Source organism: Marinobacter manganoxydans MnI7-9 (genome assembly GCF_000235625.1).
Taxonomy (GTDB): Bacteria; Pseudomonadota; Gammaproteobacteria; order Pseudomonadales; family Oleiphilaceae; genus Marinobacter; species Marinobacter manganoxydans.
In genome coordinates, this window is sequence record NZ_AGTR01000001.1 from 1 (window position 1) to 16,766 (window position 16,766).

Below are 16,766 nucleotides of genomic sequence, written 5' to 3' on the forward strand. Positions count from 1 at the left end.
GGTGAAGCTGTCGGTGTCGCTGTCGCCCACGGCCAGTGATTCAAATACGCCACTGGGATCATAGGTGAAGGTGCCATCGGCATTCAGCGTGACCTGACCACCCTTGGCCGTGGCAAAGCTGCCCGCAGTAACCGTTAGGGTGTCCCCGTCCACATCACTGTCTGCGCCGTCGCCATTGTCGGCCAGCAAGTTACCGTTGACCGCGGTGTCCTCATCGGTGGTCGCAGCGTCGTCCTGCGCCACCGGAGCGTCATTCACCCCATCGATGGTGATGGTCGCGGTGGCCGTATCGGTGCCGCCGTTGCCGTCGCTGACGGTGTAGCTGAAGCTGTCGCTGGTGCTGTCGGCCACCGCCAGCCCTTCAAACTGGCCATTAGGGTCGTAGTCGAAACTGCCGTTGGCATTCAGCGTCAGCAGGGCGCCGCTGGCCAGGGTGATCTGAGTGCCGACATTCAGCCCGTTGCCGTTGACCTGGGTAACGGTCAGCGTATCCCCGTCGGCATCCGAATCGCTGCCATTGCCGTTGTCTACCAAGACACTGCCCGAAAGCGGCGTATCCTCGTTGGTGCTTAGATTATCGTCCTGAGCCACCGGCGGCACATTGTCGGGCACATCCGTGACCCCGTTGATGACGATGTTCACCGTGGCTGTGTCACTGCCACCATTGCCGTCGCCAAGGGTGTAGGTGAAGGCATCGGTGTCGCTGTCACCGGTGTTCAGGCCTTCAAAAGCGCCGCTCGGGTCGTAGGTGAAGGTGCCGTCGGCATTCAGTGTGACCTGTCCACCTTTGGCTGTGGCAAAGCTGCCCGCGGAAACCGTCAGGGTGTCCCCGTCCACATCGCTGTCGGCGCCGTTGCCGTTGTCGGCCAGCACGTTGCCGTTCACCGGGCTGTCTTCGTCAGTCACCAAAGCGTCATCAGCCGCCACAGGCGCGTCGTTCACCCCGTCGATGGTAATGGTCGCGGTGGCCGTATCGGTGCCGCCGTTACCGTCGCTGACGGTATAGCTGAAGCTTTCACTGGTGCTGTCGCCCACCGCCACAGTCTCAAACTGCCCGTTGGGGTCGTAGTCGAAACTGCCGTTGGCATTCAGCGTCAGCAGCGCGCCGCTGGCCAGGGTGATCTGGGCGCCAACATTCAGCGCGTTACCGTTGACCTCGGTGACAACCAGCGCATCACCCTCTACGTCGGAATCAGATCCGGCGCCGTTGTCCGCCAACACATTGGCCGATAAGGCAGTGTCTTCATCCGTCGCAAAGGCATCGTCAACCGCATCCGGCGCATCGTTGACCCCGTTGATTGCCAGGGTCACCGTGGCGGTATCGGTGCCACCGTTGCCGTCGTCAATGGTGTAAGTAAAGCTGTCAGTATCAGACTGGCCAACACCCAATGACTCAAACTGAGCGTTCGGGTCGTAGGTGAAGGTGCCGTCGCCGTTAACGGTGAGTAAGGCCCCGCTTGCCAGCGTAATCTGAACCCCCACATTAACGGCATTACCGTTGACGGCTGAGACAACAAAGATATCGCCTTCGGCATCCGAATCCGCCGCCACGCCGTTATTGGCAAACACATTGCCGGAAAGCGGCGTATCCTCGTCCGTGCTGAGCAGGTCGTTGACAGCGTCCGGTGCGTCGTTAACACCATCGATCGCGAAGTTGACGGTGGCAGTGTCCGTTCCGCCATTGCCATCACTGAGCGTGTAGGTGAAGGAATCCGCATCATTCTCACCGGCTGCCAGTGACTCAAAAGCAGCGTTGGGGGAGTAGTTGAACGAGCCGTCGGCGTTGATGTTAATCAGGCCGCCACCGGTGGTTGCAAAGGTGCCTACTGTCGTGACGGTTAGCGTGTCACCGTCGGCGTCGGCGTCCGCTCCACTGCCGTTGTCGCTGAGCACATTACCGGCAATCGCGGTGTCTTCATCGGTGGTAAAGCTGTCATCCTGAGCAACCGGTGGGGTGTTGGTGGTACCGACACCATTGACCGTTACATTGACCGTCGCGGTGTCCTGTGCCCCACCTTCATCCTCAATGGTGTAGGTGAAGGAATCACCGCCGGTTTCCCCGGAATCCAGTGAATCAAACTGCCCATTGGGGTCGTAGCTGAAAGTGCCGTTGGCATTGAGTGTCAGCAGCGCGCCGCTAGCCAGTGTAGCCACGGCACCAACATCCACTGGTGAGCCATTGACCGCCACCACCGTCAGTCCGCCCACACCGCCGTCGATGTCCTCATCCGCGCCGTTGCCGTTATTCACCAGAACATTGCCGTTCAGCAAAACATTTTCATTGGTGCTGACGTTGTCGTCTTGCGCAATCGGATCGTCATTCAGTCCATTGATGGTCAGATTCACAGTGGCGGTGTCGGTTCCACCGTCGCCATCTGACAGGGTATAGGTGAAGCTGTCGGCTCCATTCTGTGTGCCTGACAGGCTATCGAATGCGCCGTTGGTGTCGTAGGCAAAGGTGCCATCGGCGTTCAACGTCAGCAGTGCTCCGCTGGAAAGCGTAATGGTACTGCCAATGTCCGCCGGAACACCGTTGACCGCAGAGATCGAAAGCGTGTCACCGCCGGTATCCGAGTCCGCGCCAGTGCCATTGTTGAGCAGCACATTACCGTTAACGCTGTCGTCCTCATCAACCGTAAAGAAATCGTCCCGTGCTATCGGATTGCCGTTCTCCACCGTAACCTCGAAAGTATCCGTTTCTTCGGCATTGGCCGCAGCGGAGTTGTCATTGACGGTCACCGTTACCGTGTAGGTGCCTTCCAGGGCAAAAGTGTGATTGATGTTAGGGCTCTTGTTGGCACTGTTGAACACCAAAGGCTCCGAACCATCTCCCCAGTCAACTGTGATGGTGTAGGTGTCCGGATCCGGATCGGACAGCGTCAGGTTCTGACTGAAATTCTGCCCTTCCGTACTGGTGCCATCGGCACCCGCTTCAAGCCCGGGCGCATCATTGACCGGTGCCAGTGTGATATTGGTCTGGGCAACCTCCGTCGACAACACCAGCCCATCGCTGCCCCGCCAGCCAAAGGTGTCCGGTCCGAAATAATCCGAATCACCCAGGTAGGCCAGATCGCCATTGGCGAGCTGGGCCAGCGAAATCTGATCACCGACACTGACCGGCGCACCACTGAGTAGCAGATCGCCATTGTCCGGCAGTACCGCGATCTCAATGAACGCAAGCCCCTGACCATCGGGGTCATCAAAATTATCGACAAACAGTTGATCGCTCAGCACCAGGAGCTGATCCTCGAAGCCATCCACGTCACCATCCGTGACCTGGGGAGGCGCATTACCATACAGCTGGTAAAAGACGCCATAGCCGCTGCCGTCGCCGCTGGCACCACTGGTAAAGGCACTCCAGGACACCACAAATCCGCCGCCAGGCAGGGCCGACAGGGCAGGTTCAAACTGGGTTGAGCTGAACTCCGTGTTGACCTGAAACTCGCTGTCAAGACGATTACCGGAAGCATCATACTGCTGGCCAAACACGCCGGTGCCGCTGCCATCACGGCCACTGTCGTCCCGCCAGGTCACCACAAAACCGCCGGTGTCTAGCGCCGTCACCGCAGGCGTGAGCTGGCTGGAACCACGCTCGTCATTGACGCGGAACTCGTTCGCCACAGGCAAACCGTTGTCGGCGAACTGGCGGGCATAGATTCCGTCGCCGCTGCCATCCTGACCGGACGATTCCCAGGTCACTACGAAACCGCCACCGGCCAGCCCTGCCACATCCGGGACATCCTGTGCGGCATCGATGGTGACGTTGATCTGGAACTCGCCGCTTTCTCCTACCCCTAGTACTGATCCATCCCGATCAACGGCACTGCCCACCGCGTCGTAGCGCTGGGCAAAAATACCGTTGCTGTCTCCATCGCCCGCATCGCCGCTGGTTACCGAGGTCCAGACCACCAGGAAGCCACCGTCCGACAGTGCGGTCACCTTGGGCTGGAATTGCGTAGAGCTGGTTTCAGTATTAACGACGAACTCGGCGCCGACTGTGGCGCCGGCGGCATCGAATACCTGACCAATCACCCCGACACCACTGCCGTCACCGCCAGCCGCGCCGCTAGCCGAGGACTCCCACACCACCACAAAGCCTCCACCTGGCAGAGCGACGACATCCGGTTCATCCTGAGCTGAAGAAGTACTGGTATTAATCACGAAATCAGCGGCCGAAGCGGTGGGCGTGCCATCGCCGGCAACACCGTCAAACTGACGGCCAATAACGGCATTGCTGCTACCGTCACCGGCGGAGCCACTGGAAGCGGACTGCCAGACCACCACAAAGCCGCCATCGCTGGTGGCCGTTATCTGGGGATTGTTCTGGTTAGTGGCGGTTTCCGTGTTGATCTGGAACTCCGCTCCCAACGGATTTCCAAGTGCATCGAAGTGCTGACCAAAGACGCCATCGCCATCGCCGTCACCGGCTGTCCCGGAGGACTGGGAGGTCCACACAATGACAAAGCTGCCATCAGACAGGGTAGCCACGGCAGACTCATCCTGAGTGCCATCGGTCTCAGTATTGGCCTGTCGTTCGCCAAAGATTGGCACTGCGGCATCCGGGGTCGGTGTGATGTTGACGGTGACCACCTGAGGCTGGCTGGTACCGCCGTCCCCGTCGCTGATCTGCACCCGGAACTGACGACTGGGCACCGGATCATCCGAGGTGTTGGCATAGGTCAGGTTTTCAACTACGGCCTCCACCGCCTCGGCGCTTGCATTGGCGTTTAATGTAATTTCAAGGGGGCTGCCGTTCTGCCCATTGGACACGATAGTACCGACGACCGTTCCGCCGTAAGTAACTGACGTGCCAGAGACGCCCACCTCGGCGGGCCCTACGCCCTGATTGCGGACGCCCAACTGATCCTGGGTGCCGTCGTCCGGAATATTGAACTGATCCAGCATGGCTTCTGGAATATTCAAACGGGATACCAGTATATTGCCGCCGTCGAAGTCGCTGGAATCTGCATCGCTAACTGCGACCGCCGCATTGGCATCGAGTAACTGAGGCGTCAGATTGACGGCCGATTCTGCCAGCGTAATCTCGCTATTGAACGCCTCCAGTTCCGGTGCGGCCTGGCTGGAGAAATCTCCCACATTGCCGAACAGTTGATGGCTGATACCGTAACCGCTGCCATCCCCTGCCGTGCCGCTGGTAAAGGATTGCCAGGCCACCACGAAGTTGCCATTCGGTAGCGCGGCAATGGCGGGCGAAGCCTGGGTGCTGCCCGTTTCCGTGTTCACCAGGATTTCACCATCGATGCGATTGCCGGCAGAGTCATACTGCTGGGCATAGACATCGTCTGAACCAGTGCTGTCTCGCCAGGCAATCACAAAGCCGCCAGTATCCAGCGCGGCGATCGTCGGCTCGAACTCGGAGCCTTCGGTAGTCTCATTGACCCGGAATTCGCTGCCCACCGAATTTCCTGCTGCATCATAGAGTTGGGCAAAAACGCCGCTGCTGGCGCTGTCTAGCGCGCTGTCATCACGCCAGGTGATCACAAAGCCGCCACCGGTCAGCCCGGTGGCGACGGCTTCATACTGCGAGCCCTGGGTGTTGGTATTGACCTGGAATTCGCCGCCAACCGGATTGCCAGCTGCGTTATAGCGCTGGGCGAAAGTGCCCCAGCCATCACCATCACCCGCACTGCCACTGTTGACCGAGGTCCAGGTAATAACGAATCCGCCGTCAGCAAGCGACGCCGCGCTTGGATCAAACTGGTTGGAGCTGGTCTGAGTGTTGACCTGGAATTCGGCACCGACGGTCGCGCCGGTGGCGTCGTAGCGCTGAGCAAACACGCCGTCAGCACTGCCATCGGCGTTGCCGCCGTCCCGATAGGCAATGAGAAAGCCACCGTCATTCAGGGCTGCAATGGAAGGCTCAGACTGAGAGCTGGCCGTAGTCGAGTTGACCTGGAATTGCGATCCCAGGGCCTGGCCGTCCACACCAAAACGCTGGGCAAATATTCCCCAGCCAGAACCGTCAACACCGCTGAGCTGGTCGGTCCAGGTCACTACGAAACCACCGCCAGCCAGCCCCGTGACCTGAGGATCGACCTGGCTGCCAAGAACCTGGGTATTGACCAGGAATTCAGGCCCGACAATCACGCCATCGGCGGAGTAGCGCTGACCAAAAACACCACTGCCGGTGCCGTCCTGCTCGTCTGACTCCCAGACAATCACGTATCCGCCGTTGGCCAGTCCCGCTATGGCGGGCTCGTCCTGATTGCCCTCGACAAAACTGTTGGTGGTACGCTCCTCAAATACCGCCTCAGCACCGTCCCGTTCAGGTGTAATGTTGACCGACACTACCGCCGGCTCACTGGTTCCGCCGTCACCATCACTGACCTGAATGCGGTACTGGCGTGATTCCACCGGGTTATCCGACAGGTTCTGGTAGGTCAGGTTCTCAATCAGTGCCTCCACCGCTTCGGCATCGGCGCTTGCGTTGAGACTGATTTCCAGCGGATTGCTGCCCTGCCCGTCCGATACCACGCTGCCAATCACCGTGCCTTCATAGGTGACGTTGTTACCACTCACCCCGATCTGGCCGGCGCCCGTTCCCTGATTGCGGACGCCAAGCAGATCCTGAGTACCGTCGTCGTTGTTTTCAAACTGATCCAACAGCGGCTCGGGAATAGTCAGGCGGCTGACCAGGACACTGCCACCGGCGAAATCGGTGGAGTCCACATCCGTCAGCGACACCGAGCCGTTGGCGTCCAGTAGCTGCGGCACGGCGTTCACCAGATTTTCAGCAAAGGTCACCGTGCTGTTCACTTCGGCCAACTCTGGGGAAGCCTGGCTAAAGAAATCACCGGCATCACCGAACAGCTGGTGTGAAATGCCGTAGTTGCTGCCATCGCCGGCGGAGCCACTGGTGAACGACTGCCAGGCCACCACAAAATTGCCACCAGGCAGACCTGCGATGGACGGTGACGCCTGGGTACTGGCGGTTTCGGTATTGACCCTGAATTCGCCGTCAACGCGATTACCAACCGCGTCGTACTGCTGCGCGAAAACATCGTCGGGGCTGTTGCCATCGCGCCAAGCGACCGCAAAGCCGCCATTGTCGAGAGCAGCAATCGCCGGTTCGGTCTGGGAATTGGACGTAGTCTCATTGACCCGGAATTCCCCGCCGACCGGCGCACCGCTGGCGTCGTAAAGCTGGGCAAAAACCCCATTACCACTGCCATCCAAACCACTGTCGTCACGCCACGCCACCACAAAGCCGCCCCCAGACAGGCCCACGACCACGGCTTCATACTGCGAGCCCTGGACGTTGGTGTTGACCTGGAACTCGCTGCCTACCGGGGTGCCAGCTGCGTTATAGCGCTGGGCGAAGGTACCCCAGCCATCACCATCACCGGCGCTGCCACTGTTGACTGAGGTCCAGGCAATGACAAACCCACCGTCAGCGAGCGATGCCACACTTGGATCAAACTGGTTGGAACTGGCCTCTGTGTTGACTTGAAACTCGACACCGACAGTGGCACCTGCGGCGTCGTAGCGCTGGGCAAACACGCCGTCAAAACTGCCATCGGCGTTGCCGCCATCGCGGTAGGCAATGAGGTAGCCGCCATCATTAAGCACCGCCACAGAGGGCTCATATTGAGAGCTTGATGTGGTGGTATTGACCAGAAACTGGGTACCTTGTGGCGTGCCATCGGCCTGATACTGCTGGGCAAAAACGCCCCAGCCGGAACCATCCACACTGGAATCCTGATCCGTCCAGGTCACTACAAAACCACCGCCGACAAGACCGGCGACCTGAGGGTCCACCTGGCTTCCCAGCACATTGCCATTGACCAGGAATTCCGGCCCAACGATGACACCTTCGGCGTTATAGCGCTGACCGAATACGCCATTGCCCGACCCATCCTGAGCGTCGGATTCCCAGACTATGACGTATCCACCGTCGGCCAGTGACGCCACCGCCGGATCTTCCTGCGACCCGGTGACAAAGCTGTTGGTCTGGCGTTCACCGAATACCGGCGCTGCGCCATCGACCTCAGGCTCAATGTCGATCGTGATAATGTGAGGATCGGAGCTGCCACCATCGCCATCGCTGATCTGAACGGTGTACTGGCGGGAGGGTACCGGATCACTGGAGGTGTTCTGATAGGTCAGGTTTTCAGCCAGTGCCTCTAATGCTTCAGCGGTGGCATTGCTGTTGAATTCGACAATCAGGTCACTGCCATTGCTACCATCACTCAGAACGCTACCTATAACGGTGCCACCATAAGACACACTGCCGCCGCTCACCCCGATCTCGCCGTTGGCGTTACCCTGGTTGCGGATACCCAACTGTTCCTGTGATTCGGCATCCAAACCAAACTGATCGGCCGAACCAAAACCAACCAGCCGGCTGACCACCAACTGGCCGCCCTCGAAATCGGCTGAATCCATATCGCTGACCGCGACAGCGCCGTTGGTATCAATCAGCTGAGGTGCTGCATTCAGGTCGTTTTCCAGGTAACTGACGACGCTGGGCAGGCCTTCCAGCTCAGGATCCGCCTGCACCGTGAAATCGGCGGCATCGCCGAATAAACGCTGGAACACCCCGTAACCACTGCCATCGCCAGCTGACCCGCTGGTGAAAGAACTCCAGGCGACGGCAAAGGTGTCGTTTGCAAGACCGGTAACCGTCGGCTGGTACTGGGTGCTGGTGAACTCCTGGTTGACCTGGAACTCCGCCCCCACTGGGGTGCCGGCGGCGTCGAATTCCTGCCCAAAGACGCCCCAGCCACTGCCATCCGAGCCGCTATTATCGGTCCAGGTCACCACAAAGCCGCCACCGGACAAGGCAGCAATAGAAGCGTCTTCCTGATTGGAAGCAGTCGTGGTATTCACCAACACCTCACCGGTCAACGCGGTGCCCGCAGCATCAAAAAGCCGGGCAAACACGCCATTACTGCTGCCATCTCCTGCGGAACCGCTGGTCGTAGATGTCCAGACCACCGCGAAATTGCCACCGGCCAGTTCGACAACCTCGGACTCGTCCTGCGTAGAAGCTGTTTCGACATTAACCTGGAACTCGGTGCCCAACGGCGTGCCGCTGGCATCATAACGTTGGGCGAACACGCCCAGACCGCTGCCGTCGCCGGCACTGCCCGAGGTGTTGGAGGTCCAGGTCACGATAAATCCAGTGCCCAGCGCCGACACCGCCGGATCATTCTGATTACTGGAAAACTCGGTATTCACCTGGAATTCGGAGCCGACCGGGCTGCCGGCCGCGTCATAGCGTTGACCAAAGACACCGTCGCCACTGCCGTCACCAGCCGTGCCGCTGTTAGTGGAGTCCCAGATCACTACAAAACCACCACCGCTAAGGCCAGCCACTACCGGGCTATCCTGAGTACTGCTGGTTTCGGTATTAACCTGGAATTCGCCGCCGACGGTCGCCCCTGAGGCGTCATAACGTTGCGCAAACACACCGGCGCCGCTGCCGTCCTGACCGGTATTGGCGGTCCAGGAAATGACAAACCCGCCATCATTCAAGGCACCAATTTCCGCCTGATACTGCTGCCCGATGGGCTGGGTATTGGCCTGGAATTCCGGCCCGATACGTTCGCCGGAGGCGTTGAAACGCTGTGCGAAGATGCCATCGCTGTCGCCGTCCTGACCGGCAGACGTCCATACCAGCACGTAGCTTCCATCCGTCAGGGTGGCAGAGGCTGGAGCATCCTGATCTGCGCTGGTGAACAGATTCACTGGCCGTTCATTCAGCAGATCAGACGGTGGCTCATAAGGCGCCGGCGAGGCGTCCTGGAAGCGCTGCAGGAAGACACCGGAGGAGCTGCCATCCCCCGCAGTACCACTCGTTAACGAGCTCCACAGGGCGACGAAACCACCGCCTGCCGAGTGGGTCAGCGCCGGTTCGTACTGACTGCTGCTGAATTCGGTGTTGACCTGAAACTCACCGTCAACCCGGGCGGCACTGGCATCATACTGCTGCCCAAACACACCTGCACCGCTGCCATCGCGGCCGCTGTCGTCGCGCCAACTAATCACAAAACCGCCGTTATCAATGGCGGTAATCGCCGGTTCGTACTGGTTGCTGGATGTGCTTTCATTGACCCGGAATTGCTCACCCAACGGCGTGCCATCTGCCGCAAAGTGCTGGCCAAATACGCCCCAGGACGAGGCATCCAGAGCGGCCCGATCCGTCCAGGCCACCACAAAGGTGCCGTCAGCCAAGCCCGCCACCACCGACTCCCGCTGATCACCGGACACTCCGGTGTTCACCAAAAACTCGCTACCCACAGGGTTACCAGCCGCGTCGTAGCGCTGGGCAAAAATGCCTTGGCCGCTGCCGTCACCGGCAGAACCGGAGGTAGAGGACGTCCAGGTAACAACAAAACCGCCACCAGCGAGGCTGCTCACACCCGGCTCATACTGGAATGAACCGGTTTCCGTGTTGACCTGAAACTCAGTGCCGACAGGATTACCCGCCGCGTCAAATCGTTGACCTTGAACACCGGAAGAGCTGCCGTCCGAGCCACTATCATCACGATAGACGACAACAAAACCACCATCATTGAGTTCGGCAATCGCCGGTTCATACTGACCGCTAGATGTTGTGCTGTTAACCACAAACTCGCTGCCCTGAGACACGCCCGCATTGTCAAAACGCTGGGCAGACACCGCACTGGACGAACCATCGGTGCTGCTATTTTGATCCCTCCAGGTCACGACAAAACCGCCGCCCGTCAACGCAGCCACATCCGGTTGATCCTGGGCATTCACCGCTTGTGTATTGATCTGGAACTCCGTGCCGAGCGGCGAGCCGTCAGCGGCAAAGCGCTGGCCAAAGATACCGAAGCCACTGCCATCCGCACTGCCACCGCTGCTATCGGAGCGCCAAACGACAATGTAACTGCCATCAGACAAGGTCGCTGCTGACGGCTCGGATTGTTCCGCCGCCGTTTCTGTGTTGACCTGAGTTTCTGCCCCTATGGCTTCAACACCATCAACTTCCGGAATGATATTGACGTTAACTAACGCCGGTTCGCTTGTGCCGCCATCTCCATCGCTTACCTGAATACGGAACTGGCGGGTGTCTACCGGGTCATCTGAGGGGTTGGCATAGGTCAGGTTTTCGACCAGCGCTTCAACCGCCTCTACCGTCGCATTGCTGTTCAGGTCAATCTGCAGGTTGGATCCATTACTGCCATCGGAGGCAATGGTTCCGATGACGATGCCCCCATAGGTAACCGCTGTACCGGATACTCCAATCTGTCCTGCGCCGGGACCCTCATTCCTGACGCCCAACTGATCCTGTGTGGCGTCATCCGGTACGTTGAGCTGGCCCAATAAAGGCACGGGAATAATCTGCCGGGAAACCAGCACCATGCCGCCGTCAAAATCGCTGCTGTCCAGATCACTCAAAGCGACTGCCCCGTTGGCATCCAGCAGCTGCGGCGTCGTGTTGACATCCCCCTCAAACAAATCCAATTCAGTGTTAACGCCTTCCAGCGTCGGCGAGGCTTGGCTGCCGAAGTCTGCCGGCTCCCCAAACAACTGCTGGAAGATGCCGCCGCCACTGCCATCGCCAGCGGTGCCGCTGTTCTGAGAACGCCAAACCGCCACAAAGTTGTCGCCAGAAAGTCCCGCCAGTGCCACCTGGCTCTGGGTACTGGAGAATTCGGTATTGACCTGAAACTCGCCGTCGACCCGGCTGGCTGCCGCATCATACTGCTGCGCAAAGACGCCCGTGCCACTGCCGTCGCGACCACTGTCATCCCGCCAGCTAATGACAAACCCGCCGCCGTCCAACGCAGTGATGGCCGGTTCGTACTGGTTGCTGGAAACGTTTTCGTTGACCCGGAATTGGCCGCCCAGAACACTGCCATCCGCCGCATAATGCTGGGCATAGACACCGTAGTTAGAGGTGTCCAGCCCGCTCTGATCCGTCCAGGCCACCACAAAGGTGCCATCGGCCAGACCCGCCACCACCGATTCTCTCTGCTCGCCGGTCACTTCGGTGTTGACCAGAAACTCGCCACCCAGGGGGTTACCGGCTGCATCGTAACGCTGGGCAAAGATGCCCTGCCCGCTGCCGTCACCGGCAGACCCGGACGTAGCAGACGTCCAGGTCACCACAAAACCGCCGCCACTCAAGCCACTGACGCTGGGCTCGTATTGAAAAGAGCTGAATTCGGTATTGACCTGAAATTCACCCCCAACCGGGTTACCCGCCGAATCGAACCGCTGCCCCAGCACTCCAGAGCTACTGCCGTCCGCACCCCCATTATCCTGCCAGACTGCGACAAAGCCGCCGTCATTCAATGCGGCAATGGCCGATTCCTGCTGAGAGGAGCTGGTGGTGGTATTCACCAGGAACTCGCCGCCCGCGGGCAGACCGTCTGCGCCAAAACGCTGGGCGAAGATTCCCCAACTAGACCCATCTGCATTCGACGACTGATCGGTCCAGCTTACGACAAACCCGCCACCGTTAAGGCCAGTAACCTGGGCTTCAACCTGATCACCAAAAATCTGGGAATTGACGATGAACTCCGGCCCGGTGATCACCCCCTCGGCGGTATACCGCTGACCAAAAATGCCATAGCCGGAACCGTCCTCCCCGTCTGAATCCCAAACCACCACGTAACCGCCATCGGCCAGAGAAGCAACTGACGGCTCACGCTGTTCACCTTCCACAAAGCTGTTGACCTGGCGTTCGCCAAACACGGGTGCAACACCGTCCTGTTCCGGCGTGACGTTGACCTTGACCACCACGGGTTCAGATGTACCACCATCACCATCGCTGATTTGAATCCGGAACTGCCGGAATGGCACCGGATCGTCGGAGGTATTGGCGTAGGTTAGGCGCTCGACCAGCGCTTCTACGGCGGCTGCATCGGCATTACTGTTGAAGGTGATCTCCAGTCGGCTACCGTTGCTGCCATCTGAAACGATGGTGCCGATGACTCCCCCTTCGTAGGTTACACTGCTTCCGCTGACACCGATCTGGCCGGCGCCGACGCCCTGATTCTGAACGCTCAACTGATCCTGAGTACCATCATCGGGGCTCTCAAACTGATCGAGTATTGGTTCGAGCAGGCCCAGTCGAGTGACCAGCAGACTACCGCCGTCAAAGTCAGCTGAATCACTGTCCGCCACGTAGACAGACTGATTCGCATCCAGCAGCAGTGCGCCGGCATTCAGTGCTGCTTCCGAGAATGTCACTTCGGGCGTGAACTCCGATAAGATGGGCGAGGCTTGGCTACCAAAGTCTGCCGGCTCCCCAAACAACTGCTGGAAGATGCCGCCGCCACTGCCATCGCCGGCGGTGCCGCTATTCTGAGAACGCCAAACCGCCACGAAGTTGTCGCCAGAAAGTCCGGCCAGTGCCACCTGGCTCTGGGTACTGGAGAATTCGGTATTGACCTGAAACTCGCCGTCGACCCGGCTGGCTGTCGCATCATACTGCTGCGCAAAGACGCCCGTGCCACTGCCGTCGCGGCCACTGTCATCCCGCCAACTGATCACAAACCCGCCACCGTCCAACGCGGTGATAGCCGGTTCGTACTGGTTGCTGGAAACGTTTTCATTCACCCGGAACTGGCCGCCCAAGGCACTGCCATCCGCCGCATAATGCTGGGCATAGACACCGTAGTTAGAGGTGTCCAGCCCGCTCTGATCCGTCCAGGCCACCACAAAGGTGCCATCGGCCAGACCCGCCACCACCGATTCTCTCTGATCGCCAGTCACTTCGGTGTTGACCAGGAACTCACCACCCTGGGGGTTACCGGCTGCATCGTAACGCTGGGCAAAGATGCCCTGACCGCTGCCGTCCCCGGCAGACCCGGACGTGAAGGACGTCCAGGTCACCACAAACCCGCCGCCACTCAGGCCACTGACGCTGGGCTCATACTGAAAAGAGCTGAATTCGGTATTGACCTGAAATTCACCTCCGACCGGATTACCTGCCGCGTCGAACCGTTGCCCTTGCACACCGGCAGAGCTGCCGTCCGAGCCACTATCATCCCGCCAGACCGCGACAAAACCACCGTCATTCAGTGCGGCAATCGCCGATTCATACTGAAAGGAACTGGTCGTGGTATTGACCAGAAACTCACTGCCCGCGGGCAGCCCATCCGCACCAAAGCGCTGGGCAAAAACCCCATAGCCCGAGCCATCGGCGCTGGACACCTGGTCGGTCCAGCTCACGACAAAACCACCACCATCAAGGCCGGTGACCCGCGCGTCGACCTGATCACCAAAAATTTGGGAATTGACGATGAACTCCGGCCCGGTAATCACGCCCTCCGCAGTATAACGCTGAGCAAAAATCCCATAGCCGGAGCCGTCTTCGTTATCCGATTCCCAAATCACGACATAACCGCCATCGGCCAAAGAGGCGACCGACGGCTCACGCTGCTCCCCCTCCACAAAGCTGTTGACCTGACGTTCACCAAACACCGGTCCAACGCCGTCCGTGGATGGCGTGATATTGATGGTTACTATGACCGGCTCAGAAGTACCGCCGTCACCGTCGCTGAGCTGAATGGTGATATCCCGGGAAGCCACCGGATCGTCCGACGTATTCTCATAGGTGAGATTTTCAACCAACGCTTCAACACTGGTGGGATTGGCACTGGCATTGAGCGTGACCACCAGATCACCGCCGTTGCTGCCGTCTGACGTGATGGATCCGATAACGATGCCGCCATAAGTTACGTCGGTGCCTGACACACCAATCTGGCCGGCAGCGGTGCCCTGATTGCGGATACCGAACTGTTCCTGAGACTCTGCATCCTGTCCGAACTGATCAAAGATACCGAAACCGGTGATCCGGCTGACAATCAGGGTGCCTCCATCAAAGTTGGCCGAGTCTGCATCGCTGACTGCCGACGCACCGTTGGTATCAATCAGCTGCGGAGCGCTGTTGAGGTCGTTCTCATCATAGGTGACGTTGGTGTGAATGCCGTCCACTTCCGGGCTGGCCTGAATCGAAAAAGCAGCAGGATCGCCAAAGGTCTTGCTGAAGATGCCGTAACCACTGCCGTCACCGGCAGAGCCACTGGTAAAGGAAGACCAGGCGACCACATAACCGCCATTATCCAGCGCAGTCACCGTGGGCTGGTACTGGACACTGCTGATCTCTTCGTTCACCTGGAACTCAGAACCTACTGGATTGCCGGACGCGTCAAACTCCTGACCAAAAACCCCACTGCTACTGCCGTCTGCGCCACTCTGATCGGTCCAGACAATAACGAAACCACCGCCTGCAAGGGCGGTAATGGCGGAGTCCTGCTGGTTACTGCTCGTGGTGGTATTGACCTGTATCTCGCCACTAAGCGGTGTGCCACTGGCATTGAATAAACGCGCGAACACCCCGTCACTGGAACCATCCCCGGCAGACCCACTGGTTGCAGAAGTCCAGACCACCACAAAGTTACCGCTGGCGAGTTCAGTAACCCTCGGCTCGGTCTGATTGCCCGATGTTTCCAGATTGATCTGGACCTCCCCGCCGAGCGCTGTCCCCGTATCGCTGTAGCGCTGCACAAAAATGCCGTAGCCGCTGCCGTCGCCGGCAGTGCCACTGGTAAAAGACGCCCAGGCCACCACAAAACCATCCCCGAGAGGGCTGACACTGGGTTGAAACTGGGAGCTGGAAAATTCGGTATTGACCTGGAATTCACTTCCCACGGCATTGCCGGCGGCATCGTAGCGTTGCGCAAAAACCCCGTCGCCACTGCCGTCCAGGCTGCCGCCATCACGCCAAACCACCACATATCCGCCATCGGTCAGCCCTGTCACCTGCGCCTCATACTGAGAGCTAGAGGTGGAGGTATTGACCAACGCGACGCCACCTAAAGGCTGGTCGCTGGCATCAAACTGCTGTTTGTAGATGCCGGTTCCGCTCCCATCGGCGGCTTCCCAGGTCACCACATAACCACCTCCCGACAGAGCGGCCACTGCCGCTGTGTTCTGATCCCCGATGGCGGAGTCACTGATCTGAAATTCCGCACCGAGGCGGGCGCCGGACTCGCTGAAACGCTGCGCAAAGATACCGTCGCCACTGCCATCCTGATTCTGCGACGTCCAGACCAGGATATAGCTGCCATCGGCCAACGTGCGTATGACGGGCTCATCCTGATCACCACTGGTGTAGAGGTTCACCTTGCCCTCATCAAAGGGGTTGTCATCGAGTGAGTACTCATAGGTGGCCATGGCAAAGGATGAAAGCGGGAGAGTGGAAGTCGTACCCGAATTATCCATAATCGCCCAGTTTCTGCCCGCTTCGGTATGACCCAATTTGGTTGGGGATGCAGAAACCCTAACGCCCCAATGCTGGCCCAATGCCTCCAGCAGACGCACCCCACACTCCTGAGCTGAGACGCTGCACGCGATCAGCCCTAATCTCTTCCCGCGCATCCACTTTGAAAGCCCCAGGTTCAGACTTGTTCGCACTGCCAACTGGTTCGTATCAATCTCATGTGCCCCCAACTTTAATTTTCCGGGGGCGCCGTGACACAAAATAAAGTATTGACTGAATTCGCGACCTGCCGAGTTCAGATAGCGCTCCAATTTAAACAAGGCGTCATCATCACGCTGGACTAGCAAGATGTGGTCGGCTTTCAGTTCACCGGACAGGAGTAGTTCTATGCCTTTCAGTTCGGCGTCAGCAATGAGTAGGGTTTTGGATGGGTTATTGGTCTGAGAATTGAGTACCATGTTCACGTCGAGAACCCCTTCTAGAGTTTCAATCCATGAAGAACCCGGCGGCATGACACACGAATGCGCAGCACGAAATCCGG

The 16,766-nt window shown here is 59.0% G+C and carries 1 protein-coding gene; it reads right to left on the bottom strand.

Going from position 1 to position 16,766, the window contains the following annotated elements:
- A partial coding sequence (locus tag KYE_RS00005; protein WP_050898215.1) for an Ig-like domain-containing protein occupies positions 1–16,737 on the bottom strand: 16,737 nt, incomplete at its 3' end.
- Positions 16,738–16,766: the final 29 nt, after the last annotated feature.